This window comes from Neorhizobium sp. NCHU2750 (assembly GCF_003597675.1).
Taxonomy (GTDB): Bacteria; Pseudomonadota; Alphaproteobacteria; order Rhizobiales; family Rhizobiaceae; genus Neorhizobium.
This window is the reverse complement of sequence record NZ_CP030827.1, coordinates 1020289-1045513: the sequence shown is the minus strand read 5'-3', so window position 1 is coordinate 1045513 and position 25225 is coordinate 1020289. Positions and strand designations below refer to the sequence as shown.

The following is a 25225-nucleotide window of genomic DNA, read 5'->3' as shown; positions in this document are numbered from 1 at the left end:
TCGGCGGTCAACGCAAGCCCGAGGCAATATCGGTGAGGGATAGGCACCATCCTTCGGCGATTTGAAATGTCACAACAAAAAATAAAAGGCGGCTAGCCAACATTTTTGTGACGTGGCATCTGTCGCAAAGGCCACTTGGATCACTTAGATAGGCTCGGCGTCATCACGGGATGACGGGCAGCAAAGATGTCGGACGGGAATGAAGCTTCTCGAAACTTACATATTGCGCCGGATCTTCCAGATGTTTCTGGTCGCACTCGTTCCGGTGCTGACCATCATCTGGACCATCCAGGTGCTCGGGCGCATCAACCTGGTTACCGATACGGGCCAGTCGATGGGCTCGTTCATGGTGCTTGCAAGCCTCATCCTGCCGACGATCCTTCCCGTCGTTCTGCCTTTTGCCCTGGTCATCGGCATCACCCAGACGCTGACGGCGATGAACAACGACTCGGAACTGCCGGTGATCGACGCGGCGGGTGCCAGCCGCAGCATCATCTACCGTCCCGTCATCCTCATTTCCGTTCTGCTCGGGATGTTCTCCTTTGCAGTGACCAATTTCGTCGAACCGGAATCGCGACTGGGCGTCCGACAATTGGCCGCCGCCGCCTATGCCGACCTGCTCTCGTCGGTCATCGAGGAAAAAACGTTCCGCAGCATCGAGCCGGGCCTCTATGTGCAGATATCCGAGCGCCATTCCGGACGGTTGCTGAAAGGCCTGGTCGTGGTCGATTATCGCGACCCGACCTCAGATCTCATCTATTACGCCAAGGAAGGCCTGGTTGATCCGGGCGGAACATCGCTGACGATGCGCGACGGTGAAGTCGATCGCAAGACGCAGGACGGCCGCATCTCGGTGGTCAAGTTCGATTCCTATGCGTTCGACCTCTCGGCGATGACCAAATCCGATGATGGCGGCCCGCCTCTCTATGCTGCCGACCGGCCGCTGAGCTTCCTGCTCGATCCCGACACGGATGACGCAATCGTCAAGCGTTCGCCGGGCAGCTTCCGGTCGGAACTGCATCGTCGCCTGACGGACTGGCTCTATCCGATAGCTTTCGCATTCGTCTCGCTGGTGATTGCCGGCAGCAGCCGTTCGCACCGCCAGGCCCGCGTCCATCCGATGATCTGGGCACTGGTTATCGCCTTCGCGTTGCGCTGGGCCGGCTTTTCGGTCACCAACCTGTCGGAACGCAGCGCCAGCTATGTCCCGTTCGTCTATGCCGTACCGTTGGGGACCTCGGCGGTCGCAATCTACATGCTGGCCACCCATCGCCAGCTTCATATACCGCGCTTCGTCACGCAGGGCTTCAATCGCCTCGGCAGCCTGTTGCGGCGCCGGTTAACGCGCTCGCAGAAGTCCGGGGAGAATGCCGCATGATCTTCTCCACGCTCGGCCGCTATTTCTTCCGCCGCTACATGATCACGGCCTTCTGGTTCATGGTCGGTGTCAGCGCGATCATCTTCCTCGCCGATTTCAGTGAGACGACGCGCCGCCTGTCGGGTCTCGATCAGTACAGCGTGCTCGGCGCGCTGGCGATGACGGCACTGCGCCTGCCCTCGATCCTGCAGCAGACGATCCCGACGCTCAGCCTGTTCATCGGCATGACCGTCCTGATCGCGCTCAACCGCCGTTATGAACTTGTGGTGACGCGCGCCGCCGGCATATCGGTCTGGCAGTTCATCTTCCCGATCATCGTCGGCTCGTTCCTGATCGGGCTCGTGACACTGTTCGTCATCAATCCGCTGGGTGCGTGGGGACAGCGCGAATCGGTGTCGATGGAGACCTCCTGGCGCCAGTCGAGCAACCGGGCAAAGTCGAGCAAGTTCGTTCCGTGGATCCGCCAGATCAGCGGCGACGAGGATGTGATCATCGGCGGCAAGAGCTATCAGGACAAGGGAACCGAGCTTCTCGACGTCGTGGTTTTCCACTTCGACAAGGACGGTTCGGTGATCCTGCGACAGGATGCACGCACAGCAAAGCTCGAACATGGTTACTGGCTTCTTACCGACGTGCTCGAGAATCGGCCGGGCGAGATTCCGGTTCGCAAACCGACGGCGCAGGTGCGTACCAATCTGAAACAGGAATATATCCAGGAAAGCCTCGAGCAGCCGGAAAGTGTTGCGTTTCTTGATCTTTCCCGGAAAATCAAGGTCAGCAAGTCATACGGCATCTCAACCAAAGCGCTGGAAACACAGTTCCACTCGCTTCTGTCGTTGCCGATCCTGCTCGTGGCCATGACTCTCATTGCTGCAACAGTGTCGTTAAAATTCAGTCGCTTCGCCCAGTCCAGGTCTATGATTCTGGGTGGAATAGTTTCTGGCTTCGTGCTTTATGTCGTCAGCGTATTGGTAAAGGCGTTCGGAAGCAGCGGAGCGATTCCTCCGTTGGTGGCGGTCTGGATTCCGGTCATCGTCGCAACGGCAGTGGGGGCAACGATTTTGCTTCATCAGGAGGACGGCTAGTGGCGGTCAGTAACCGCGGAAATATAAGACGGCTTGCCGCCGCCCTGCTGACAGGTGTGTCTGTGATCGTATCCGGCGTGACGACCGATGTCGTCTACGCGAAGGATATCCTTCCCGTGCAGGCAGATAACAATGCGAAGATGCTGCTTCGTGCCAACGAGCTCATCTACAATAAGGACACTCAGGTCGTCACCGCGCGTGGCGCCGTGCAGATCTATTACAATAAGTACCGCATGGTGGCGCAGAAGGTCGATTACGACCAGAAGACCGGCCATGTGATGGCGACCGGCAATATCGAAGTGATCGAGCCGGCGGGTACGCGCGTCTATGCCGACCAGCTGGACGTGACGAACGATTTCGGCCAGGGCTTCCTCAATTCGCTGCGCGTCGAGACGACCGACAATACCCGTCTGGTTGCCGAGAGCGCCGAGCGGCAGAGTACCGATGTGATGGTGTTGAACAACACCGTCTATACGGCATGCCTGCCCTGCATGAGCACGCCCGGCAAGGCGCCGCTTTGGCAAGTCAAGGCCCAGCGCGTCATCCGTAACGGCCAGACCCACACGATCCGGCTGGAAAATGCACAGTTCGAACTGTTCGGAATGTCGCTCGGCAAGCTGCCCTTCCCGGTGACCGTTCCCGATGAAACCGTCGAGCGCAAATCCGGTCTGTTGTTCCCGCGCTTCAGCGCATCGGACAATCTCGGCTTCGGCGTCAGCATACCGTATTACCATGTCTTCTCGCCAAGCATGGATGCGACGATCACGCCGACCTACTATTCCAACCAGGGTCTGCTCGTCGAAGGTGAGCTGCGCAACCGGTTCGATAATGGTGATCATACGTTCCGCTTTGCCGGCATCGACCAGCAAAATCCCGGAGCCTTCGACGCCAACACGGCAGACCGCTCGGCGGATGTACGCGTGATGGCTGCGTCCAAGGGCGAGTTCCAGATCAATCCGCGCTGGACGTTCGGCTGGAACGCGATGGTGCAGAGCGACAACAATTTCTCGCGCACCTACAATCTGCAGGATGTGAACGAAGAAACGTTCAAGAACGAGGCCTATCTGACCGGTCTTGGCACGCGTAACTATTTCGACCTGCACAGCTATTATTTCGACGTGCAGGACGACGCCAAGACCAGCCTTCTGGAACGCCAGCAGGCGATCGTCTATCCGGTCATCGATTACAGCTGGTATGCGCCCGAACCCGTGGCTGGTGGCCAGCTGTCGATTACGTCGAACCTGACCAACCTGTCGCGCCGTTCCGACGACAACTATTTCGAAGGCAGCGACTATCGCATCCCCGGTCTTGAGGGCAGCTACAGCCGCATCACCACCGAGGCCGAGTGGAAGCGCACCTTCACGACCGATGAAGGCCTGCAGCTCACGCCGCTTCTGGCACTGCGCGGAGATGGTGTGAACAGCACCTCGTCCGGCGCCGGTGTGCCATATTCGGAAAGCCTCGAGGATGGTACGAGCGCCCGTTACATGGCGACCGCCGGTCTTGAGGCACGCTATCCGTTCCTCATCACCGCAGGCAGCAGCAGCCACATCATCGAGCCGATCGCACAGCTTTACGTGCGTCCGGACGAGCAGCTTGCCGGTCGCCTGCCGAACGAGGACGCACAGAGCTTCGTGTTCGACGCCACCAATCTTTTCGAACGTGACAAATTCTCCGGTTACGACCGGATTGAAGGCGGCACGCGCGCCAATGTCGGCTTCCGCTATACCGGTTCGTTCGACAATGGCGTGGGCTTGCGCGGCATCTTCGGCCAATCCTATCAGATTGCGGGTCAGAACTCGTTCGCGACCGCCGATCTGGTCAATGCCGGCGCCAATTCAGGCCTGGAAGATAACGTGTCGGATTTCGTCGCGATGGCCGCGATCGATCTGCCGCAGGGCTTCAGCCTGTCGACCAACAGCCGCTTCGACAAGGATGATTTCGATGTCCGCCGCACCGATGTCGCCTTCGATTACAAGACCCCGCGGGTCAGCGGCAAGCTGATCTACACCAAGGTCGCAGCCCAGCCGGAATATGGCGACGATTCGTCGACGAATATTCTGGAAAATCAGATGAGCTTCCGGATCAACGAGAACTGGTCGATCGCCGGACGCGCCACCTGGGATATCGACGAGGGCAAGGTGATCCGCCAGGGCCTGGGCTTCAGCTATGCGGACGAATGCACGATCTTCACGATCGGCTACACGAGCAAGACCGACGATACGACCGATGCAAACGGCTGGAGCGTCGGCGCCCGCCTGAGCTTCAGGACGCTCGGCGACGTCAATATCGGCTCGACGTCCGGTTACGACAAGGACCAGAGGCAAACCTACCAGTATTGATCCCGGCTGGTATCGTCATTCTGGCCGGCGCAGATTGCCGGTCGGTACCGATCGCATAGATGTGACGATGCAGATGTCGCAGCGTCATGGTTTTGCCGCAACGATTGCGCATGCGGGCTGGCATATAGTAAGAGGCGGCCCACACGCCGCATAGGACGTCCGAGCGCAAGAGGAGTGGACTGATGTTTGAAGTAACCGGAACGCGCAGGCTGGCAATCGCCGCAGCCGCACTGGCGGCTTCGTTTGTCGTCAGCCCGATCGCTGCGACAGCGCAGACCACGAGCGACGTGGTTGCCGTCGTCAACCGCACGCCGATCACCAGCGCCGACGTGGCGCATCGCATGGCGTTTCTGCGCCTGCAGCGGCAGAAGCCGGATGCCAAGGTTGCCCGTGACCAGCTGGTCGACGAGATGCTGAAGCGTCAGGAAATCGCCCGCGTGAAAATGTCGGTCAGCACCGATGACGTCGACGCCTCGTTTGCCCGCTTTGCGGCGAGCAACAAGATGACGCCTGCTCAGATGACGCAGATCCTCGACAAGGCGGGCGTTACCGCCGAGCATTTCAAAGCCTTCATCGCCGTGCAGATGAGCTGGCCGCGACTTCTCAACGCCCGTTATGGCAGCGGCGGCAGCCGCATGTCGGACCAAGAACTGGTCACCCGGATGATGGAAAACAAGCAGAAGCCGGTTACGACCGAATATATGCTGAAGCAGATCATCTTCGTCGTGCCTGCCGCCAAGCGGAACGCCATCCTCAACAAGCGCAAGGCTGAGGCCGAGGCTTCGCGAGCACGTTTCCCGGGCTGCGACCAGGCCAAGGATTTTGCGGCCACCATGCTCGACGTCTCCGTGCGTGACCTCGGCCGTGTGATGACGCCGAACCTGCCGGACGACTGGAAGCCGCTGATCGAGAATGCCAAGAACGGCACGACGGCGACGAAGGTGACCGACCGCGGCGTGGAATTCCTTGCCGTCTGCAACCAGCGTCAGGTTTCCGACGACCTTGCTGCAGAAGCCGTCTTCCGCGAAGAAGACCTGACCAAGGCGGAAAAGTCGGGTGCCGATCCGAACAGCAAGAAATATCTCGATGATCTGCGCTCCAAGGCACAAATCGATCTGAAATAATGGGCTGACCGCCCTGCCGGAGTATTCATGGCGCCCGTTCGCCCGCTTGCGCTGACCCAGGGCGATCCCGCCGGGATCGGCCCCGACATTACCCTTTCTGCCTGGGCGGCAAGACGGGAAACCGGCCTGCCGCCTTTCCTGTTCATCGGCGATGCCGACGTGCTTGCAGCACGCGCTTCCCTTCTCGGGCTCGATGTGCCCGTTCGCGAGGCGACGCCGGAGAATGCCCTATCGATCTTCGAAGAGGCCGTGCCCGTATTTTCCGTGCCGGCCGGCATTGAGGTTGCCGCCGGAGAGCCGCATGTTGCGACGGCGGCCGGCACGATTTCGGCCATAGAGACGGCAGTCAGCCTCTGCTTTGCAGGCCGCGCTTCGGCCGTCGTCACCAATCCGATCGCCAAGTCGGTCCTCTATCAATCCGGCTTCCAGTTTCCCGGCCACACGGAATTTCTCGCCGATCTGGCGATGAAGGAGACGGGCCGTCACGTTCTGCCGGTGATGATGCTGGCCGGCCCGAAGCTGCGCGCCATTCCGGTGACGATCCATATACCGCTCAGCGCCGTTCCGGCCGCATTGACGGAAGAACTGATCCTTGAGACCTGCCGCGTGACCAACCACGACCTGAAGACCCGGTTCGGCCTCGAGCGGCCACGGATCGCCGTCGCCGGGCTCAACCCGCATGCGGGCGAAGACGGCGCGATCGGGCTTGAAGACCAGGACGTCATCCATCCGGCGATCGTCAAGCTGCGCGAGGAAGGCCTGCATGTCTTCGGCCCGCTGCCGGCCGATACGATGTTCCACGACGAGGCGCGGTCGCGCTATGACGTGGCCATCTGCATGTATCACGACCAGGCCCTGATCCCGGCCAAGGCGCTCGGCTTCGACACATCGGTGAATGTGACGCTCGGCCTGCCCTTCATCCGCACCTCGCCCGACCATGGCACCGCCTTCGGCATTGCCGGCCAGGGTATCGCGCGGGAGACGAGCCTCGTCGAGGCGTTGAAGCTGGCAGCCCAGCTTGCCACCAATACCCAGCCTGAAAGCGGAGCCGCCTGATGGCAACACTCGACGGCCTGCCACCACTGCGCGATGTCATCCAGCGCCATGGGCTCGATGCCAAAAAGGCGCTCGGGCAGAACTTTCTGTTTGATCTCAACCTCACCCAGAAGATTGCCCGTTCGGCCGGTTCGCTCAAAGGCGTCACCGTGTTCGAGGTCGGCCCCGGTCCCGGCGGCCTGACGCGGGCGATTCTGGCACTCGGTGCGAAAAAGGTGATTGCAGTCGAGCGTGATCCGCGTGCGCTTCCGGTGCTGGCGGAAGTCTCCGACTATTATCTGGGCAGGCTGGACGTCATCGAAGGCGATGCGCTGAAGACCGATTTCAAGGCGCTTGCAGCCGAGAGGGCGGAAGGCGGGCCGGTGAAGATCATCGCCAACCTGCCCTATAATGTCGGCACGCAATTGCTGATCAACTGGCTCCTGCCGGAAGACGGCGTCTGGCCGCCGTTCTGGGACAGCCTGACGCTGATGTTCCAGAAGGAAGTGGGCCTCAGGATCGTCGCCGACGAGGATGACGACCATTACGGCCGGCTCGGGGTGCTGGCCGGCTGGCGCACCGATGCGCATATGGTGTTCGACGTGCCGCCGCAGGCATTTTCTCCGCCGCCGAAGGTGACGTCCACCGTCGTTCATCTGACGCCGCGCACCAATCCCCTGCCCTGCGACGTTGCCAAGCTCGAACGCATCACCCATGCCGCCTTCGGCCAACGTCGCAAGATGCTGCGCCAGAGCCTGAAACCTGTCGGCGGAGAGGCACTGCTTACCAAGGCCGGCATCGACCCGCAGCGCCGAGCAGAGACGCTCTCGGTCGAAGAATTCGTGTCGCTCGCCAACGCGCTTTGAAGGCACGCTGGCGAGTTGAGCGGATCATCGCTACGAGGCCTGCCGATCCCAGTTGGCAAAGGGATCAGCCAGTTTCTTCCAGCTTTCCGGTGTGAACGCCGGCGCGTCGACGAGACATGCATCCAGTTCGGCGGTGATCTTTCGCTCGTCCATCGGATCGGCGCCGATGAAGACGATCTCCTGGCGCCGGTCACCCCAGACCGGGTGCAGATAGGGCTGCATCATTCGGCGGAAATCCGGGCTGTCTGGCCAGCGCTCCTTCGGCACGGCCGACCACCAGAGGCCCATCCGACCGGTGCGGACAAGCGCACCGGCCTGGCTGATCTCGCCGACGAAATTCGGCCGCGTCGCCAGCCAGAAGAAGCCTTTCGCCCGCACCACGCCCGGCCATGAGCGATCGATGAAGCGCTGGAAGAGTTCCGGCTCGAAAGGCTGTCTGGCGCGATAGACGAAGGAGCGGATGCCGTATTCCTCGGTTTCCGGAACATGATCCTTGAAGCCATGCAGTTCCTTGAACCAGAGCGGATGTTCCTGCGCCTTGTCGAAATCGAAGCGCCCCGTGCCGAGGATCTCCTTCAGCTCCACTTTGCCAAAATCGGTCTCGATCAGCCTGGCATCCGGATTGAGCGCGACGATGATTTTTCGCGCGGCGTCGCGTTCAGCCTCGGTTGCCGTGCCGATCTTGTTGAGGATCACCACATCGGCAAACTCGATCTGTTCGACGAGAAGATCGACGATGGTGCGGTTGTCGCCCTCGCCCGCCGTCTCGCCGCGATCGGCAAGGAAATCGCCGGAACCGTAATCCTTCAAAAGATTGGCGGCATCGACGACCGTCACCATCGTGTCGAGCCTTGCGACATCGGACAGGCTCATGCCGTTCTCGTCGCGGAAGTCGAAGGTGGCGGCAACCGGCAGCGGCTCGGCGATACCGGTCGATTCGATCAGCAGATAGTCGAACCTGCCCTGCTCCGCCAAGGCCCGAACCTCGGTCAACAGGTCATCGCGCAGCGTGCAACAGATGCAGCCATTGGTCATCTCCACCAATTGCTCCTCGGTACGGGAGAGGTTGGCACCGCCATCACGCACCAGCGCTGCATCGATATTGACCTCGCTCATGTCGTTGACGATCAGCGCCACCCGCAGCCCATCCCTATTGGCAAGGATATGGTTGAGCAGCGTCGTCTTGCCGGCGCCGAGAAAGCCGGAAAGCACGGTGACGGGGAGTCTCTCTTTCATAACAGATGTCCATTGCATTGCGCGTTACGTTATACTATTACGTCAGCACATGCACGGCGGGTCGTCAAGCCTCCTGCGGGAGTTTTGGTCCCCCTTCCTGCCGTGCAGTCAAGATCACTGGACAAGCACCAGACGGTCTCCTATCAAGGACACGCTACGGTTCTGCATTCGCAGATGAAAAGGGAATGCGGTGAGGTTTCGGGCTATCAGCCCCGACCAATTCCGCGACTGCCCTCGCAACTGTAAGCGGCGAGCCCTTCGTCACAGCCACTGGCCTCACCGGCCGGGAAGGAGACGACAGGGCGTATGAGCCGCAAGTCAGGAGACCTGCCGCAGCTTAGGCCAACCAGTACCGGACGAGGTGTTCCGGCAGGGAGAGACTTATGACGCAAGCGACGCCGTCGCCCGCCGTTTCCGATGCAATCCGCGGTCGCGGCACTGCAACGTCCTGCCTTTCATCCCGGCTTAGCCATTCACTCTTAAAGGACAGGACATGAAACTCGGCTTGATTGCCGCGCTCTTTGCGCTTTCCGCATCGGCTCTTCCCGCCACCGCCTTCGCAGGCTCGACCAGCTATCCGCTGACCATCGAGAATTGCGGCCAGAAGGTCACATTCGACAAGACACCTCGAAAGATCGTCTCGATCGGCCAGGGCATGACCGAAATCCTCTATTCGCTCGGGCTCGCCGACAAGGTCGCCGGCACCGCCGTCTGGGTCGGCCCGGTACTGCCGCAATATGCCGAGGCCAATGCGAAGATCAAACGGCTTGCCGACAACGATCCGAGCTTCGAGTCGGTCGTCGGGCTGGAGCCGGATCTGGTTGCCGCCGAATTCGAATGGCATGTCGGTCCGATGGGCTCGGTCGGCAAGCGCGAGCAGTTTTCCGATCTCGGTATCAACACCTATATCTCGCCGGCCGATTGCGTCGCCAAGACCAATACCGATGGCGGCGACGGGGTGCGCAAGGAACTCTTCACGATGGACCTGATCTATCGGGAGATCGATGAACTGGCCGAGATCTTCGACGTACAGGACCGCGGCGACAAGCTCACCGCCGATCTCAAGGCGCGCGAGGCGGCAGCGGTCGCCTCGATCAAGGGGGCCGAGGCGAAGAACCTGCCGATCGTCTTCTGGTTCTCCAGCAAGGAGACCAAGGGCGATGCCTTCATCGCCGGCAAGAACAGTGCGCCCGCCTATATCCTGAAGACGATCGGCGCGAAAAATGTCGTGTCGACCGAGGAGGAATGGCCACTGGTCGGCTGGGAGACGATCGCCGAGGCCAATCCGGCCGTCATCGTCATCGCCACGATGGACCGCCGCCGCTATGCCGCCGACGACCCAAAGGTGAAGATCGATTTCCTCGAACATGATCCGGTCGTCAGCCAGCTCGACGCGGTGAAGAACAGGCGCTTCGTGATGATGGACGCGCAGTCGATGAACCCGACGATCCGCACGATCGACGGCATCGAGACGCTGGCCCGCGGCATCAAGTCCTTCGGCCTGTCGCAGTGACGCCATCGCGGACCAGAGTCTGGGCTGCCGGCACTGCCGGCGCCCTCCTCGTCCTCATCGCTTTGCTCTTCGCCATGACGGCGGGGATTGCAATCGGCGAGATGGCGATCCCGATGAAGACGGCGGCTGCGGCCGTCACCAACAGGCTCGGCCTGACCGCAATCGCGGTGCCACGCATCCAGGAAGCGGTGATCTGGGATTACCGCCTGTCACGCTCGCTGCTTGCCGCCTTCTGCGGCGCGGCGCTGGCGCTGTCGGGTGCGATCCTGCAGTCGCTCTTACGCAACTCGCTGGCCGAACCCTATGTGCTCGGCGTTTCGGCCGGTGCCTCCACAGGCGCGGTTTCGGTCATGCTGCTGGGGCTTGGCGGCGGGGCGATCTCGCTTTCGGCCGGCGCTTTTGCCGGGGCGATCCTCGCCTTCGCCTTCGTCATCGTGCTGACGACCGGGCGACAGACGGCAGACCGCACCATTCTGGCGGGCGTCGCCGCCTCGCAGCTGTTCAATGCGCTCACCTCCTATATCGTCTCGACCTCGGCCAATGCCGAACAGGCGCGCAGCGTGATGTTCTGGCTGCTCGGCAGCTTTTCCGGCGTCCGCTGGCCCGACGTGGCGCTTGCCGCGATCGTCGTCGCCGTCGGGCTCGTCGTCTGCATCTGGCATTCGCGGGCGCTCGATGCCTTCACCTTCGGCGAGGATGCCGCCCGTTCGCTCGGCATCGCTGTCGGCCGGGTACGCGCCCTGCTGCTTCTCGTCACCGCGCTGATGACGGCCACCATGGTCAGCATGGTCGGTGCCATCGGCTTCGTCGGACTCGTCATTCCGCATGCAGCCCGCTTCGTCGTCGGGCCCGGCCATATGCGGCTGCTGCCCGCCTGCGCGCTGACCGGCGCACTGTTCATGGTGGTTGCCGATATCGTCTCGCGCATCATCATCGCGCCGCAGGTGCTGCCGATCGGTGTGGTCACAGCACTGGTCGGCGTGCCGTTCTTCTCCGTCATCCTCTACCGTGCAAGGAGACCCGCATGAGCGCCGAGGCGATACTTGCCGCCCATGCGGTCCGTTTCCTGGCCGGCCGCAAGGTGATCGTCGACGGCATTTCCGTGTCCGTCGAGGCCGGGCAGACGCTCGGGCTGATCGGCCCCAACGGCTCGGGAAAATCCTCGCTGATCCGGCTGCTTGCGGGGCTGCGCGGCCCGGCGGAAGGCAACGTCAGTCTGGACGGCCGGGCGATCGGCAGTTTCGGGCGGCGGGAACTTGCCCGGCGCGTCGCGGTCGTCGAGCAGCATTCGATGACGGAGGCACATGTCAACGTGGTCGATGTGGTGAAGCTCGGCCGCACGCCGCATCGCTCGGCACTCTCGCCCTGGACGCAGGAGGACGACCGGCAGGTCGATGAGGCACTGTCCCGCGTCGGCCTCCAGGACCGGCGGGAGCAATCGTGGCACACGCTCTCCGGCGGCGAGCGCCAGCGGGTGCAGCTGGCGCGGGCGCTGGCGCAGTCTCCGTCCGTGCTGATCCTCGATGAACCGACCAACCATCTCGATATCCAGCACCAGATCGACATCCTGCGGCTCGTGGCAGAGCTACCGGTCACCACGGTGGTCGCGATCCACGACCTCAACCTCGCCGCCCGCTTCTGCGACCGGATCGCGGTTCTGTCCGCGGGAAAACTGGTGGCCTGCGGCCCGCCCTTCGAGATCCTGACCGAGACGCTGATTGCCGACGTGTTCGGTGTCGAGGCACATGTCTCGGTCTCGACGCATCACGGCCGGCTGCACATCCAATACCTGATGTAAACGAAGAGACCGGCCATCGGTGGCCGCCTCCCCTTGATATCAGTAGCGCCGCCCAGACAGTTAGCAATTACTAATGTACATAGACGCGATATAGATTCACACTAATAAAACCCACCCATGATACTTCCAGCTTGGGGACTTAATATTGGACTGGGGTAGATCAAATGGCACGTCGACACGAGCTTGATCTGGTGCGTATTTCCGTTTTTCTGCTTTTAATCATTTATCATGTAAGCCTAATGTACGGTAGCAGGGAGTTTTTCCTGAAGGCGCCCGACAGCAATATTTATTTCGACATCATTCATCTTCTCAGTCATCCATGGCGGATGAGTTTGCTGTTCCTGATTTCGGGCGTGGCGACGGCCTTCGCCCTGGAGCGCATCTCGGCGACGGAGTTGAGAAGCCGGCGATCGAGGCAGTTGTTATTTCCGCTTCTCATCGGCATCGCCCTGCTCATCCCGCCGCAGCTCTACGTCTATTTCAACGGCGTGGCCGGGATGCAGATCGGAATTTTCGAGGTATTCGCCCGCTATCTGACGCTGTCACCTTTCGATCTGCCGGACGGTGGCCAGCATGTGATCGTCAGAATGGAGCATCTGTGGTATCTCGCCTATCTGTGGGTCTATACGGCGCTGCTTGCATTGCTGGTCTCAATGGCGCACGACAGAATACCGGCCGCAGGCACATGGCTGGCCGCCTTGCTCCGGGGCGCAGGCCTGTTGTTCTGGCCGGCAGCATTGTTCGTGCTGCTTCGCGTTGTCCTGCGCCCACACTTCCCGCCGACGACCAATCTCGTCAACGACTGGTATTCCCACGGGCTCTACCTGTCCTGCTTCCTGGGCGGAGTTCTCCTCGGCCGGCAGGAGGAATTCTGGCAGCAGCTTGGCAGGATGCGCAGGCCGGCGCTGATCGTCGCGCTTTGCTGTGTGCCGGCGCTGCTCTACCAGTTCAGCATGGCTCCACTCGGAGATCACGACACGTGGAACTCGATTGCAGGCAATCTGGTCCTTGGGCCTTTCCGCTGGTGCATGATCGTCGCGATCCTCGGCTATGCCCAGATGCTGCGCGACTGGCGCCCCAGGGCCCTGCAATATCTCAACAAGGCGATCCTGACCTATTATGTCCTGCACCAGACGCTGATGCTGCTGATCGCCTTCTGGCTGGACCGGATGGGCATGTTCAACATCGCCGCATTCGTGCCGATCGTGGCGCTGACGCTGGCCGCCTGTGCGATAGTCTATGAAGGATGGCGCCGGCTGAACGGGCTCCTCGCCCGCCCGCAACTCGCCTGAATGGTCAGAGCTTCGGCTCTTCGGTCAGAAGATTGGCGACAAAATCGAACAGGCCGTGGCGGCGGTCGCGGCGCACCCGCTCGGCATTGACGATACAGTTGACGTGGCCGAAGGCCTCGTCGAGATCGTCGTTGACGATGACATAGTCATATTCGCGCCAATGCTCGATCTCGGCGCGGGAATTGAGAAGCCGGGTGCGGATGACCTCTTCTGAATCCTCCGCACGGCGGTGCAGGCGCGACTGGAGCTCGGTCATGGTCGGCGGCAGGACGAAGATCGAGACGATGTCAGCCTTCATCTTGTCCTGCAGTTGCAGCGCACCCTGCCAGTCGATGTCGAACAGCATGTCGCGCCCCTCGGCCATCGCCTGTTCCACCGGCTCGCGCGGCGTGCCGTAGAAATTGCCGTGGACCTCAGCCCATTCCAGAAGCTCGCCATTGTCGCGCATGCGCTCGAATTGCGGGATGGTGATGAAGTGATAATGCTTGCCGGCGATTTCGCTTGGCCGCTTGGCACGGGTGGTGACGCTGACGGAGATTTCGAGACTGTGGTCGTCGCGCAGGAGATTGCCGGCGATGGTCGACTTGCCGGCGCCGGACGGTGAGGACAGAACCAGCATCAAGCCCCGCCGGGCAATCTTCGTGTCTGCCTTGTCGGACGGGGTCGCTTGTGCCGGGCTCATCTTCTACTCCAGATTCTGGACCTGTTCGCGGAACTGGTCGATGACCACTTTCAGTTCGATGCCTGCAGCCGTTACAGCAGCGGAATTGGATTTGGAACAGATTGTATTCGATTCCCGGTTAAATTCCTGTGCAAGGAAGTCCAGCTTGCGGCCGATCGGGCCGCCATTCTGCAGCAACTCGCCGACAGCTGCCACATGCGCCTTCAGCCGGTCGATCTCCTCGCGCAGATCCGCCTTGGTGGCGAGAAGCGCTACTTCGGCATAAAGGCGGTCGCGGTCGAGCCCGGCCTTGTCCTGCAGCAGCTGGTCGACCTGCTGGGTGAGCTTCCTCGCGATCTCGTCCGGCGTGCGGGCCGGATCCGCCTCCACGAGATGGGTGAGTTCCGCGATACGGGCGACATGGGCGGCAAGCACGGAGCGAAGGGCTGCCCCTTCCCTCTCGCGCATCTCCCTAAGATTTGCGAGCGCCTTGGACAGACCCGACAGGATCGCCGCGTCACGGGCGAGAAGCGCATCCTCGCCATCCTCCTGCTCGCGGATATCGACGAGGCCGCGGATCGAGATCAGCGTATCGAGGCGCAGCGGCGCCGGATCGATGACGTCCTTGAGTTCGTTGCGCAGAGCCAGCACGGCGGTCAACGCATCGCGATTGACCACCGCCTCCATCCGCGTGTCGTCCACCGAGACCGAGAGCGTCGCCTGGATATTGCCGCGGGCGAGCGCCTCGGCGGTAAGCTTGCGGACATCCGGCTCCAGCCGTTCGAGACCGGGCGGCAGGCGAAGGCGCAGGTCGAGCCCCTTGCCATTGACCGATCTCAGTTCCCAGACGAAGCGGCTGCGTCCGCTCGCACCTTCTGCGCGGGCGAACCCGGTCATCGACTGCAATGTCATTCAATTTACCCCAGATTAGCCGCCGCTCGGGAGGATGGGCGGACTGCCGGACCAAAGTCTTGCGAAAACGTTCAATTGCCCTTCGGCGGCTTCTCGGCCTCGTCACCATCCGGCTGGCCGTCGATGATTTCTTCCGCATTGCTGCCACCGGACGTGCCGGTAGTGCTTTCGGTCTGTATCCGGCGCCAACGCTTCACATTGGCATTGTGGTCTTCCAGCGTGGCGGCGAAGACGTGACCGCCAGTGCCGTCTGCAACGAAATAGAGGTCCTTGGTACGCCATGGGTTGGCAACGGCCTCAAGTGCCGCACGGCCGGGATTGGAGATCGGCGTCGGCGGCAGGCCCTTGATCAGGTAGGTATTGTAGGGCGTCTGCTTCTGCAGGTCGGAGCGGTAGATCGGACGGTCAGAAGGCTTTCCGTCACCGCCGAACAGACCATAGATGATCGTCGGGTCGGATTGCAGCCGCATGCCCTTCTGCAGACGGTTGATGAAGACCGAGGCCACATGGGCGCGTTCGTCGTCCTTGCCCGTCTCGCGCTCGACGATCGAGGCGAGTGTGACGAATTCTTCCTTCGTCTTGATCGGCAGGTCAGGGTCGCGGCGCTCCCAGATCTGGTCGACAAGCTTCTGCTGGGCAGCCTGCATCTGCGACAGGATTTCGGCGCGCTTGGTGCCGCGGGAGAACTTGTAGGTATCGGGCCTGAGGCTGCCTTCGGCCGGAAGCTGGGCGGGCAGATCGCCTTCCAGGACCGGGTCCTCCTGCAGTTTCAGCACCATCTGGCGCACCGTCAGACCTTCCGGCAAGGTGACCGAATAGAGGATCGACTTGCCCGATTCGAGCAGTTCGGCGATCTCCTTCATCGAGGCATGCGCCTTGATCTCGTATTCACCGGCCTTGAGGCTGCGGCGATTGTCGGAGGATACCGCATAACCCAGGTTGGCTGCGGTTATGTAGCGGAAGATACGGGCATCCTCGATGATCTCGTTGCGCTCGAGATTGCTGGCGATCTCGGCAATGCCGGCGCCTTCACGGACGACGAAATTGGTGTTGGCGGCAAGCGGGCCCGGATCGCTGTAGGTCGACATCGCCCAGTAGAAGACGCCGGCTGCAGCAAGGCAGACCAGGACAAGCGAGGTCATCAGGAAGTTGAAGAAGATGATGACCTGGCTGCGTGCCTTGCGCGAGCGCTTCGGCGGGTCGGGAACGCGTTCGGGCTTCAGTGCCTCATTGGGCGATTTCGGAATGATCGGGCCGCGGTGTGTGCCGTTGCCTGTCGTGCCTGCGGGCTGGCCATTCGGTTGTCCGTTAGCTTGTCCACCAGGTGGAAGCTCGCCTACGTTATTGGAATTGCTCAACCGCACCCCCCATTTGCATCACTTGGAATCCAATCTGCTGTTTGCCTAATCAATGCGGCAAAAGCAGGTTCAGAAAATGGTACCGGCCGGACGCGATGTCCAGCCGGCAATGGAGGCTCCACAACCTTTTGGCCTATGCGTCGTAGCGCTTCAGAACGAGCGACGCATTGGTTCCGCCGAATCCGAAGGAGTTCGACAGGGCAATATTGACGTCCCGCTTGCGGGCCGTATGGGGCACGAGATCGATCGCCGTCTCGACATCGGGATTGTCGAGATTGAGGGTCGGCGGCACGATGTTGTCGCGGATCGCAAGCGTCGCGAAGATCGCCTCGACGGCACCGGCGGCACCGAGAAGGTGACCGATCGCCGACTTGGTGGACGACATCGAGATCTTCGAGGCGGCATTGCCGACCAGCCGCTCGACGGCGCCGAGCTCGATCGTGTCGGCCATGGTCGAGGTGCCGTGGGCGTTGATATAGTCGATATCGGACGCCGAAAGACCGGCACGCTTGAGCGCCATGGTCATGCAGCGGAAGGCACCATCGCCGTCTTCCGAGGGCGCGGTGATGTGATAGGCATCGCCCGACAGGCCGTAGCCAACGACTTCGGCATAGATCTTGGCGCCACGCGCCTTGGCATGTTCGAGTTCTTCGAGAACCACGACGCCGGCGCCCTCGCCCATGACGAAACCGTCGCGGTCGCGGTCATAGGGGCGCGAAGCCTTTTCCGGATTGTCGTTGTGCTGGGTCGACAGCGCCTTGCAGGCGGCGAAGCCTGCCATGCCGATACGGCAGATCGGCGATTCGGCACCGCCGGCAACCATCACGTCGGCATCGCCGAAGATGATCAGCCGGGCTGCGTCGCCGATCGCATGCGCGCCGGTGGAACAAGCGGTGACGACCGCATGGTTCGGGCCGCGCAGCTTGTGCCTGATCGAAACCTGTCCGGAGACGAGGTTGATCAGTCGGCCGGGAATGAAGAAAGGCGAGATACGGCGCGGGCCCTTGTCACGCAGCGTGTAGCCAGCCTCGACGATCCCGTCGAGGCCACCGATGCCCGAGCCGATCAGGACGCCGGTCATGATCTGGTCTTCGTCGGTCTGGGGATGCCAGCCGGCATCTTCCAGCGCCATGTCGGCGGCGGCCATGCCGTAAAGGATGTAAGGATCAATCTTACGCTGTTCCTTCGGCTCCATCCACTGATCGGCATTGAAAGTGCCATCGGAGCCATCGCCGACGGGGATGCGGCAGGCAATCTTTGCCGGCAAATCGTCGACTTCGAATTCGGTGACCAGTTTGGCACCGTTCTGACCGGCAAGCAGACGCTGCCATGTCACTTCGGTTCCGCATCCGAGCGGTGATACCATGCCGGTACCGGTGATAACGACACGCCTCATCGCCAGTGCCCCACCCTGTATTTCATGTTCTAGTTGCTGAAACGGCCCGAACTAGCGGGCCGTCGTGAGGGACTGCCGCCCGCTCAAAGGCAGGCCGGCGTCCCGAATATGTCGTCGATCAGGCCTGGGCCTTTTCGATGAACTTGACAGCGTCGCCGACGGTCAGGATCGAGTCAGCAGCGTCGTCCGGGATTTCAACGCCGAACTCTTCTTCGAAAGCCATGACCAGTTCGACGGTGTCGAGCGAATCTGCACCGAGATCGTCGATGAAGCTTGCGCCTTCGACAACCTTGTCGGCATCAACGCCGAGATGGTCAATGACAATTTTCTTAACGCGTTCTGCGATATCGCTCATGTCGGTTTCCTCGACCTTTATCTTTTCAGGATGCCGGTGTGGCATCCAAATCCTGTTAAACCTGCAACTGCACCTTTACGGGCGCCGATGCCGGCAAACCCCACCACCCCTCATCCGGTTCCGTACATGCTGCTCACGCAATATGACGACCTGAATTTCAGGGTGACATTTTCACAGTCATGGCCCGCTTAACACGGTTTGACTGTTCCGAAAAGCCAGAATTTGTTCCCTCCCACAGCCGAGAAGCCTTGTTCTCTGCCGGTTTGGGAACAAAGACGGACTTAATCAGATCATTGCCATGCCGCCGTTGACGTGAAGCGTCTGGCCGGTGACATAGCCTGCCTCGTCAGAGGCGAGATAGAGAACGGCTGCTGCGATGTCCGATCCGGCGCCCATGCGCTTCATCGGGATCGCGCCCATGATAGCGTCCTTCTGCTTGTCGTTGAGCTTGCCGGTCATGGCGCTCTCGATGAAGCCCGGAGCCACGCAGTTGACCGTGACGTTGCGGGTGGCGATTTCCTGGGCGAGCGACTTCGAAAAACCGATCATGCCGGCCTTGGACGCGCAGTAGTTTGCCTGGCCCGGATTGCCGGTGACGCCGACGATCGAGGTGATGTTGATGATGCGACCGTGGCGGCGACGCATCATCGGATGGGTGAGTTCGCGCGTCAGGCGGAAAACCGCCGTCAGGTTGACTTCAATGACCGCATCCCAGTCCTCGTCGGACATGCGCAAGAACAGGCCGTCCTTGGTGATGCCGGCATTGTTGACGAGAATGTCGATGCCGCCGAGTTCGGCTTCGGCCTTTTCGCCGAGCGCCTTGACTTCGGCACGGTCGGACAGGTTGGCCGGGAAGATGTGAACGCGTTCGCCCAGCTCTGCTGCCAGCGCCTCGAGCTTTTCAACGCGGGTGCCGTGCAGGCCGACAATGGCGCCCTGCTTGTGGAGAAGGCGGGCGATCTCTTCGCCGAGGCCACCGGTTGCGCCGGTGACGAGAGCCTTGCGGCCGGTCAGATCAAACATTGTTCGTTCCTTTATCTTCAGCCGAGGATGGCGGCGATTGCCTGGTCGATATCGGCCGCCGTGTTGACGGCGACACCGGAAATATTCTTGTCGATGCGGCGGGCAAGACCCGTCAGCACCTTGCCGGAGCCGATTTCATAAAGCGTGGTTATTCCGTTCTTGCCGAACCATTCGACGGTCTCGCGCCAGCGGACCTGACCGGTGACCTGGGTGACGAGCAGCCTGGCGATTTCGTCGGCATCGGTGACGGGAGCGGCGCGGACATTGGCGATGACCGGCACGACCGGGCTCTTCTTTTCCACCTTGTCGAGCGCGTGGCGCATGGCGTCAGCCGCCGGTGCCATCAGGTCGGAATGGAAGGGCGCGGAAACCGGCAGCATGATGGCGCGCTTGGCGCCCTTTTCGGTCGCAAGTGCGGCTGCCTTCTCGACGGCAGCCTTGGAGCCGGAGATGACGAGCTGGCCGCCGCCATTGTCGTTGGCGATCTGGCAGACGCCTTCGGTCTTCGCTTCAGCGCAGATGGCATCGACATCGCCATGCTCAAGGCCGATGATCGCAGCCATGGCGCCCTGGCCGACCGGAACGGCCGACTGCATGGCATCACCACGGATGCGCAGGAGCTTTGCCGTGTCCGACAGCGAGAAGGTGCCGGCGGCGCAGAGAGCGGAATATTCGCCGAGCGAGTGGCCGGCGACATAAGCGACCTTGTCGGCAAGCGTCAGGCCACGGGCTTCGAGCACACGCATGGTGGCGATCGACACGGCCATCAGCGCCGGTTGGGCGTTGGCGGTCAGGGTCAGCGTGTCTTCCGGGCCGTTCCACATGATGTCGGACAGCTTCTGGCCGAGCGCGTCATCGACCTCTTCGAAAACGGCACGGGCTTCGGGGAAGCTTTCGGCGAGATCCTTACCCATGCCGACAGCCTGGCTGCCCTGGCCGGGAAATGTGAATGCGATACTGCTCATGGGGATATTCCTTCCCTTAAGGCCCTTTGTTTTGCCTCTCCATTCACACTTGGCCCTTGAGAGTCAAGGGTGGCAGCGGCCTGCGGCCCGTTCATTCCCAAGCAAATCGGGGCGGCGGACGGGTTTGTCGCGGCTATTGAAGGCAAAATGGAGACGTTCGGCACCCACCGACGCTTATTTGATCGGCCGGCGGCCTTGCGCTTCGTCAGTCGGGCGTTAAAGTCCGCCCCCTCACCCCGATACAGCCGAATTCCACGGCTCATCACCCACGGCCTCCTCCCCGGCCACCGCATCCAGGACTGTCTTCATGAAATTCAACACACTCGGCCGGACCGACATGTCCGTTTCGGAAATCTGCCTCGGCACAATGACCTGGGGCACGCAGAATACCGAAGCGGAAGCCCATGCGCAGATGGATTATGCCGTCGAGCATGGCGTCAACTTCTTCGATACCGCCGAACTCTATCCGACCACGCCGGTGAGCGGCGAAACCTATGGCCGGACCGAGGAATATATCGGCACGTGGCTGAAGAAGAGCGGCAAGCGCAAGGATATCGTGCTCGCCAGCAAGATTGCCGGCGGCGGCCGCCCGCATATCCGCGAGGGTCGTCCGATCACGCCGGAGACGATCCGCGAGGCGGTCGATGCCAGCCTGAAGCGGCTCCAGACCGACTATATCGACCTCTACCAGATCCACTGGCCGAACCGGAACCACTACCATTTCCGCGGCGTATGGGATTTCGACGTGTCGAAGCAGGATCGCGAGACGTCGGTTTCGGCGATCGAGCAGAAGCTCGACACGCTGGCCGAACTGGTCAAGGCCGGCAAGATCCGCGCCGTCGGGCTCTCCAACGAAACGGCATGGGGCACGATGCAGTATCTGCGCATGGCCGAAAAGAAGGGCCTGCCGCGCGTCGCCTCGATCCAGAACGAATACAATCTTCTCTATCGCAGCTTCGATCTCGACCTTGCCGAAGTCGCCCATCACGAGAATGTCGGCCTGCTCGCTTATTCGCCGCTCGCAGCCGGCCTTCTGACCGGCAAGTATCTCGGCGGCGCACGCCCGACGGGTACGCGGGCGACGATCAACAAGGATCTCGGCGGCCGCATGCAGCCGCGCCAGGAACCGGCGGTCAAGGCCTATGTCGATATTGCGAAAAAGCATGGCCTCGACGCCAGCCAGATGGCGCTCGCCTTCTGCCTGACACGTCCGTTCATGACGGCGGCCATCATCGGCGCGACCTCCATCGAGCAATTGAAGGCCGATATCGGCTCGGCCGACATCACGCTTTCCGACGAGGTGATGAAGGAGATCGCTGCGGTTCACCGGGACTATCCGATGCCGATCTGATCCGGTTCGACCGTTAGGCTTGGCAGGGCAGGCTCGCGACAGCGAGCCTGCCCTTTCTCTTTCGGGCATTTGCAATCTCGCCGCATCGATATCGAAAACAATCACCGCATCGTTAGATCTTGTGTTCGCCAAAACCATCGATCGGAGCCAGCACCCGACGCATATGGGCGCTGCGAGCGCGCGCCCCGCGCCGAAAGAAGAGAAAAAAGACGAGCATGAAACTGACTTCCCTCGCCTTGGCGATTTCCACGTTCGCCCTGACGCTGAATGCCATCCCCGCGTTTGCTGCGACCACGGACAAGAGCCTCCCCGCCTATGGCGGCGAACTGCAAGGGTTCGACTACGGTTATCCGGTCCAGACCTATACGTTCGATTCCCAGAACCAATCGCTCAACATGCGCTATATCGATGTGAAGCCGGATCACGCCAACGGGCGCACGGCGGTTCTGCTGCATGGCAAGAATTTCTGCGCCGGCACCTGGGAACAGACAATCGGCGTCCTGTCCAAGGCCGGCTACCGGGTGATCGCGCCGGACCAGATCGGCTTCTGCAAGTCCACCAAGCCCGAGCACTACCAGTACACGTTCCAGCAGCTGGCGCGGAACACCCACGGCCTGCTTGAAAGCCTCGGCATCCACAAGGCAACGATCATCGGCCACTCGACCGGCGGCATGCTGGGTATCCGCTACGGGCTGATGTATCCGAACGAGACGGAACAGCTGGCACTGGTCGATCCGATCGGGCTTGAAAACTGGCTCGCCAAGGGCGTGCCGCCGATCGGCGTCGACGACTGGTACAAGCGCGAGCAGAAGACCAGTGCCGACACGATCCGCAAATACGAGACCAACACCTATTATGCCGGTCAGTGGAAGCCGGAATACGAGAAATGGGTGCAGATGCTGGCCGGCATGTATCGCGGACCGGATAAGCAGAAGGTGGCATGGAACTCGGCGCTGATCTACGACATGATCCTCAACCAGCCAGTCGTCTACGAACTCGGCGACCTGAAGATGCCGGTGCTGCTGATGATCGGCGACAAGGACAATACGGCGATCGCCAAAGAATTCGCCCCCGCCGATATCCGTCCGACGCTCGGCAACTATCCCGAGCTTGCCAAGACGACGATGGCAGCCCTCAAGCACGGCACGCTCGTCGAATTTCCGACGCTCGGTCACTCGCCGCAGATCCAGGATCCCGACGCCTTCCATGCGGCACTGCTGAAGGGCTTGGCCAAGGTCGAATAAACGACAGCAGTCTTCGCCACCAAGACCCTTCGATATCCATTCGCGATCACAAATGCCCCGGCCCCGTCCGGGGCACACTGCCGAATGCCCGACCTCGAACAGATGCCGAATGGTGTATTTTATTTGACTTTTGTAATTTTAAGTTGCATTAATTGGACCCACTGGAGGCTTACCAAATCATCGGAGTTTGAAACCCTGGGACGGCTTGGCCGTGCAGGATACGTGTGGGCTTGACCGGCAAATACGAACAATCTTCCAAGCAAGGGGCGACGACCATGTGCCAGTTTTGCATGATTGTGCCGCGAGATGTGCTGCTGAGGCTCGCGGAAAACGAAGCGGTGGATTCCAAGACACGAGCAAGCCTGCGAAGGACCGCACTTCTTGATCTCCAGACGAGGTTGCTGCGCGCCCAGGCCCAGCAATTCACGACATCGGCCGTCGGGCTGATGGGGCTGCCGGCGAATGTCGCCGCGTCACCCAAAGTCACCGTTTACGATTGCCAGAACACCACGTCCATTCCCGGAAAGGCGATCGAGCATCCGGAAAAGTCCAAGGACGGTGCGGTTAGGGCCACCTTCGACAACACTACCGGCGTGGCCTCCTTCTTCAAGGATGTCTTCGGCAGAAACTCTCTGGATGATGCGGGCATGACGTTGCGCTCCTCCGTCCACTATGGCGAGGGGTATAACAACGCGTTCTGGAACGGTTCGCAGATGACCTATGGCGACGGTGACGGCGAGATCTTCATCGAGCTTTGCAAGGGCTCGGATGTCGTTGCACACGAACTCATGCACGGCGTCACGCAATACACGCTGCAACTGGTCTACGAGAACGAATCCGGCGGGCTCAATGAAAGCCTCTCGGATGTGTTCGGCTCCATGTTCCGGCAATGGCTCAACAAGGAAACGGTGGACAGCGCGGACTGGCTCATCGGGGCCGACATATTGGGAACGAAAGCCAAGTCGCTCGGATACGATTGCCTGAGAAACATGGCCGACCCGGAATCGCCGAAATGCCTCGGACGGCAGATCTCGCATTACGACCAGTACCGCACGGGCATGGACCCGCACGAGAGCAGCGGCGTGGCGAACCTCGCCTTCTACAAGATCGCCATGGCCCTGAAGGGTCACAGCTGGGACGAGGCCGGCCAGGTATGGTACAATGTCGTCTCCACCTGGGGCTCGTCGCCGAATATGACGATGCAACAGTTCGCGGACGCTACCCTGCATTCGGCACAGGCGCTTTATCCGAAAAAGCCTGCCGTTGCCGCCGCAGTGCACGAAGGCTGGGACAGCGTCGGCCTGCGACCGACCGTGGCCTATGCCGGCCGCAAGGCAATGGCATCCTGACACGCTGCGTCATGAGGCAAGGACATGAGTGACATCCATCTTGAGCGGTTGGGCGGCTTTGGCGGCTTCGGGGGTGCCGGTTCGGCCATCCGAAGCATTGGCGAAGTATCGTCGGAACAGCTGTCGAGTTCGGACAAGGCCCGGATGGAAACTCTCTTCGCCGACCCCTCGACAAAGCGGCCGGAGCCGGCCGATGGCTTCCGCTATCGGATCACCTGGAAAACGAGCTCAGGCAAAAAGACGATCGAGGTCCCTGAAGCCCTTGTACCGCAAAGCCTGAGAGACGCGGTCAAGGACCAGTTGCGCTAGCTGCAACTGCTTCCCGATACATCAGACCCTCGAATGCCGTCGGCGGGCGGGCGCGGTCACCTGTGCCCGAAAGCCGACGGACAGGCTGCATCAGATCAACAGAGAATTCCGACTTTCACGGAGAAGCCAGGCCGGTCAAACCCGACCACAACCATGAATGGAGGATAGTGCAATGACATTCCCGGAATATGCCCTCTCTCCCACGAACGGCGCCGTACCCGATATCAACGGGCCGCTTATTCGCACCTGGCCGAAGTCCATCGGCAAGGCGGAACGCGAGGAGACCGTTCAATTCGATGCCGGGGCCGGTGCAGACAATTGCATCCGCCTCGCGGAAGTCGTGATCTACGAGCATATCAATTTCGGTGGAGCATCAGCCCAGACGAGCCTGAACTGGCACTATACCGGCGACTTCTGGAGCGACAAGATCTCGTCGATCGTCGTGCTCGGCGGTCGCTGGCGCTTCTATGAGCATTGGCATTATGAAGGACGATACTGGGACCTTCCACCCGGCCAATATCGCTGGGTGCAGGATAACGGCATACCGAACGACTGCATCTCGTCATTCCAGCTGATATCCTTCTGCTAGTCTTGCGGGGAACCCGACAACGTCGATGCGTTATCCCGGTCGAG

Annotated in this window: 23 protein-coding genes and 1 riboswitch; of the genes, 15 read left to right on the top strand and 8 right to left on the bottom strand. The window is 61.1% G+C overall.

All coding sequences use genetic code 11. The features are described from left to right. Positions 1–199 precede the first annotated feature (199 nt). From NCHU2750_RS05175 to rsmA, 6 genes are all read left to right on the top strand, one after another. Positions 200–1378 (top strand): LptF/LptG family permease, encoded by a 1179-nt coding sequence (locus NCHU2750_RS05175; protein WP_119939476.1) that lies wholly within the window; start codon positions 200–202, stop codon positions 1376–1378. Then, positions 1375–2463 carry an LPS export ABC transporter permease LptG gene (gene lptG / locus NCHU2750_RS05170; RefSeq protein ID WP_119939475.1) on the top strand — a complete coding sequence of 363 codons (1089 nt, stop codon included), beginning with the start codon at positions 1375–1377 and terminating at the stop codon, positions 2461–2463. Before NCHU2750_RS05175 ends, lptG begins: the two co-directional genes overlap by 4 nt. Next, a complete protein-coding gene (locus NCHU2750_RS05165) occupies positions 2463–4805 on the top strand; it encodes an LPS-assembly protein LptD (RefSeq protein WP_119939474.1) in 2343 nt (780 codons plus the stop codon). Before lptG ends, NCHU2750_RS05165 begins: the two co-directional genes overlap by 1 nt. Before the next feature lie 182 nt (positions 4806–4987). Continuing rightward, positions 4988–5929 (top strand): SurA N-terminal domain-containing protein, encoded by a 942-nt coding sequence (locus tag NCHU2750_RS05160; protein ID WP_119939473.1) that lies wholly within the window; start codon positions 4988–4990, stop codon positions 5927–5929. A 27-nt stretch (positions 5930–5956) separates the two neighbouring features. Beyond that, on the top strand, positions 5957–6985 hold the full coding sequence (gene pdxA, locus NCHU2750_RS05155; RefSeq protein WP_119939472.1) for a 4-hydroxythreonine-4-phosphate dehydrogenase PdxA: 1029 nt from the start codon (positions 5957–5959) through the stop codon (positions 6983–6985). Then, positions 6985–7830: a 16S rRNA (adenine(1518)-N(6)/adenine(1519)-N(6))-dimethyltransferase RsmA gene (gene rsmA / locus NCHU2750_RS05150; protein WP_119939471.1), complete on the top strand. Its 846-nt coding sequence runs from the start codon at positions 6985–6987 to the stop codon at positions 7828–7830. The genes pdxA and rsmA overlap by 1 nt, the downstream gene beginning before the upstream one ends. A 30-nt stretch (positions 7831–7860) precedes the next feature. Here the strand turns inward: rsmA and zigA are convergent, their stop codons facing one another. Continuing rightward, positions 7861–9066: a zinc metallochaperone GTPase ZigA gene (zigA, locus tag NCHU2750_RS05145; protein WP_119939470.1), complete on the bottom strand. Its 1206-nt coding sequence runs from the start codon at positions 9064–9066 to the stop codon at positions 7861–7863. A gap of 140 nt (positions 9067–9206) precedes the next feature. Beyond that, a riboswitch (cobalamin riboswitch) is annotated at positions 9207–9415 on the top strand. Positions 9416–9559: 144 nt separating this feature from the next. Here zigA and NCHU2750_RS05140 point away from each other — a divergent pair. The 4 genes from NCHU2750_RS05140 (at position 9560) to NCHU2750_RS05125 (ending at position 13669) form a co-directional block, all read left to right on the top strand. After that, positions 9560–10579 (top strand): ABC transporter substrate-binding protein, encoded by a 1020-nt coding sequence (locus tag NCHU2750_RS05140; RefSeq protein ID WP_119939469.1) that lies wholly within the window; start codon positions 9560–9562, stop codon positions 10577–10579. Next, the gene (locus NCHU2750_RS05135; protein ID WP_502703821.1) at positions 10576–11607 is read left to right on the top strand and encodes a FecCD family ABC transporter permease; all 1032 of its coding nucleotides are present in this window, start codon (positions 10576–10578) and stop codon (positions 11605–11607) included. The genes NCHU2750_RS05140 and NCHU2750_RS05135 overlap by 4 nt, the downstream gene beginning before the upstream one ends. Continuing rightward, positions 11604–12377 carry an ABC transporter ATP-binding protein gene (locus tag NCHU2750_RS05130; RefSeq protein WP_119939468.1) on the top strand — a complete coding sequence of 258 codons (774 nt, stop codon included), beginning with the start codon at positions 11604–11606 and terminating at the stop codon, positions 12375–12377. The genes NCHU2750_RS05135 and NCHU2750_RS05130 overlap by 4 nt, the downstream gene beginning before the upstream one ends. 164 nt (positions 12378–12541) lie before the next feature. Next, positions 12542–13669 (top strand): acyltransferase family protein, encoded by a 1128-nt coding sequence (locus NCHU2750_RS05125; RefSeq protein ID WP_119939467.1) that lies wholly within the window; start codon positions 12542–12544, stop codon positions 13667–13669. Positions 13670–13673: 4 nt separating this feature from the next. Here NCHU2750_RS05125 and gmk read toward each other — a convergent pair whose 3' ends face one another. From gmk to fabD, 7 genes are all read right to left on the bottom strand, one after another. After that, on the bottom strand, positions 13674–14351 hold the full coding sequence (gene gmk / locus NCHU2750_RS05120; protein ID WP_119939466.1) for a guanylate kinase: 678 nt from the start codon (positions 14349–14351) through the stop codon (positions 13674–13676). 3 nt (positions 14352–14354) lie between these two features. Then, on the bottom strand, positions 14355–15242 hold the full coding sequence (locus NCHU2750_RS05115; RefSeq protein WP_119939465.1) for a YicC/YloC family endoribonuclease: 888 nt from the start codon (positions 15240–15242) through the stop codon (positions 14355–14357). Positions 15243–15313: 71 nt separating this feature from the next. Next, positions 15314–16600: an endolytic transglycosylase MltG gene (gene mltG, locus NCHU2750_RS05110; protein WP_119939464.1), complete on the bottom strand. Its 1287-nt coding sequence runs from the start codon at positions 16598–16600 to the stop codon at positions 15314–15316. A 133-nt stretch (positions 16601–16733) separates the two neighbouring features. Next, the gene (fabF, locus tag NCHU2750_RS05105) at positions 16734–17996 is read right to left on the bottom strand and encodes a beta-ketoacyl-ACP synthase II (RefSeq protein ID WP_119939463.1); all 1263 of its coding nucleotides are present in this window, start codon (positions 17994–17996) and stop codon (positions 16734–16736) included. 118 nt (positions 17997–18114) lie between these two features. After that, entirely contained in the window at positions 18115–18351 is a 237-nt protein-coding gene (locus NCHU2750_RS05100; RefSeq protein WP_003502080.1) for an acyl carrier protein, read from the bottom strand. A gap of 285 nt (positions 18352–18636) precedes the next feature. Next, entirely contained in the window at positions 18637–19374 is a 738-nt protein-coding gene (fabG, locus tag NCHU2750_RS05095) for a 3-oxoacyl-[acyl-carrier-protein] reductase (RefSeq protein ID WP_119939462.1), read from the bottom strand. A 17-nt stretch (positions 19375–19391) separates the two neighbouring features. Beyond that, the gene (gene fabD, locus NCHU2750_RS05090; protein ID WP_119939461.1) at positions 19392–20339 is read right to left on the bottom strand and encodes an ACP S-malonyltransferase; all 948 of its coding nucleotides are present in this window, start codon (positions 20337–20339) and stop codon (positions 19392–19394) included. A 307-nt stretch (positions 20340–20646) separates the two neighbouring features. Between fabD and NCHU2750_RS05085 the strand changes: the two genes are divergently transcribed. From NCHU2750_RS05085 to NCHU2750_RS05065, 5 genes are all read left to right on the top strand, one after another. Beyond that, positions 20647–21690: an aldo/keto reductase gene (locus tag NCHU2750_RS05085; RefSeq protein ID WP_119939460.1), complete on the top strand. Its 1044-nt coding sequence runs from the start codon at positions 20647–20649 to the stop codon at positions 21688–21690. A gap of 215 nt (positions 21691–21905) precedes the next feature. Then, the gene (locus NCHU2750_RS05080; protein WP_119939459.1) at positions 21906–22934 is read left to right on the top strand and encodes an alpha/beta fold hydrolase; all 1029 of its coding nucleotides are present in this window, start codon (positions 21906–21908) and stop codon (positions 22932–22934) included. Positions 22935–23272: 338 nt separating this feature from the next. Then, positions 23273–24283: a M4 family metallopeptidase gene (locus NCHU2750_RS05075; protein WP_245480337.1), complete on the top strand. Its 1011-nt coding sequence runs from the start codon at positions 23273–23275 to the stop codon at positions 24281–24283. Between the two features lie 24 nt (positions 24284–24307). After that, entirely contained in the window at positions 24308–24592 is a 285-nt protein-coding gene (locus NCHU2750_RS05070) for a protealysin inhibitor emfourin (protein ID WP_119939457.1), read from the top strand. A gap of 172 nt (positions 24593–24764) precedes the next feature. Next, positions 24765–25181, top strand: coding sequence for a beta/gamma crystallin-related protein (locus tag NCHU2750_RS05065; protein ID WP_162939496.1), 417 nt, complete (start codon positions 24765–24767; stop codon positions 25179–25181). The last annotated feature ends 44 nt before the right edge of the window (positions 25182–25225 follow it).

Bases quoted from the DNA above. Each gene is read 5' to 3' on its own strand.
- NCHU2750_RS05160 (WP_119939473.1), top strand. From the start codon at position 4,988: ATGTTTGAAGTAACCGGAACGCGCAGGCTGGCAATCGCCGCAGCCGCA.
- rsmA (WP_119939471.1), top strand. From the start codon at position 6,985: ATGGCAACACTCGACGGCCTGCCACCACTGCGCGATGTCATCCAGCGC.
- NCHU2750_RS05085 (WP_119939460.1), top strand. From the start codon at position 20,647: ATGAAATTCAACACACTCGGCCGGACCGACATGTCCGTTTCGGAAATC.
- NCHU2750_RS05115 (WP_119939465.1), bottom strand. From the start codon at position 15,242: ATGACATTGCAGTCGATGACCGGGTTCGCCCGCGCAGAAGGTGCGAGC.
- NCHU2750_RS05175 (WP_119939476.1), top strand. From the start codon at position 200: ATGAAGCTTCTCGAAACTTACATATTGCGCCGGATCTTCCAGATGTTT.
- fabG (WP_119939462.1), bottom strand. From the start codon at position 19,374: ATGTTTGATCTGACCGGCCGCAAGGCTCTCGTCACCGGCGCAACCGGT.
- NCHU2750_RS05100 (WP_003502080.1), bottom strand. From the start codon at position 18,351: ATGAGCGATATCGCAGAACGCGTTAAGAAAATTGTCATTGACCATCTC.
- fabD (WP_119939461.1), bottom strand. From the start codon at position 20,339: ATGAGCAGTATCGCATTCACATTTCCCGGCCAGGGCAGCCAGGCTGTC.
- NCHU2750_RS05080 (WP_119939459.1), top strand. From the start codon at position 21,906: ATGAAACTGACTTCCCTCGCCTTGGCGATTTCCACGTTCGCCCTGACG.
- lptG (WP_119939475.1), top strand. From the start codon at position 1,375: ATGATCTTCTCCACGCTCGGCCGCTATTTCTTCCGCCGCTACATGATC.
- fabF (WP_119939463.1), bottom strand. From the start codon at position 17,996: ATGAGGCGTGTCGTTATCACCGGTACCGGCATGGTATCACCGCTCGGA.
- NCHU2750_RS05125 (WP_119939467.1), top strand. From the start codon at position 12,542: ATGGCACGTCGACACGAGCTTGATCTGGTGCGTATTTCCGTTTTTCTG.
- NCHU2750_RS05065 (WP_162939496.1), top strand. From the start codon at position 24,765: ATGACATTCCCGGAATATGCCCTCTCTCCCACGAACGGCGCCGTACCC.
- NCHU2750_RS05130 (WP_119939468.1), top strand. From the start codon at position 11,604: ATGAGCGCCGAGGCGATACTTGCCGCCCATGCGGTCCGTTTCCTGGCC.
- pdxA (WP_119939472.1), top strand. From the start codon at position 5,957: ATGGCGCCCGTTCGCCCGCTTGCGCTGACCCAGGGCGATCCCGCCGGG.
- gmk (WP_119939466.1), bottom strand. From the start codon at position 14,351: ATGAGCCCGGCACAAGCGACCCCGTCCGACAAGGCAGACACGAAGATT.
- NCHU2750_RS05140 (WP_119939469.1), top strand. From the start codon at position 9,560: ATGAAACTCGGCTTGATTGCCGCGCTCTTTGCGCTTTCCGCATCGGCT.
- zigA (WP_119939470.1), bottom strand. From the start codon at position 9,066: ATGAAAGAGAGACTCCCCGTCACCGTGCTTTCCGGCTTTCTCGGCGCC.
- NCHU2750_RS05070 (WP_119939457.1), top strand. From the start codon at position 24,308: ATGAGTGACATCCATCTTGAGCGGTTGGGCGGCTTTGGCGGCTTCGGG.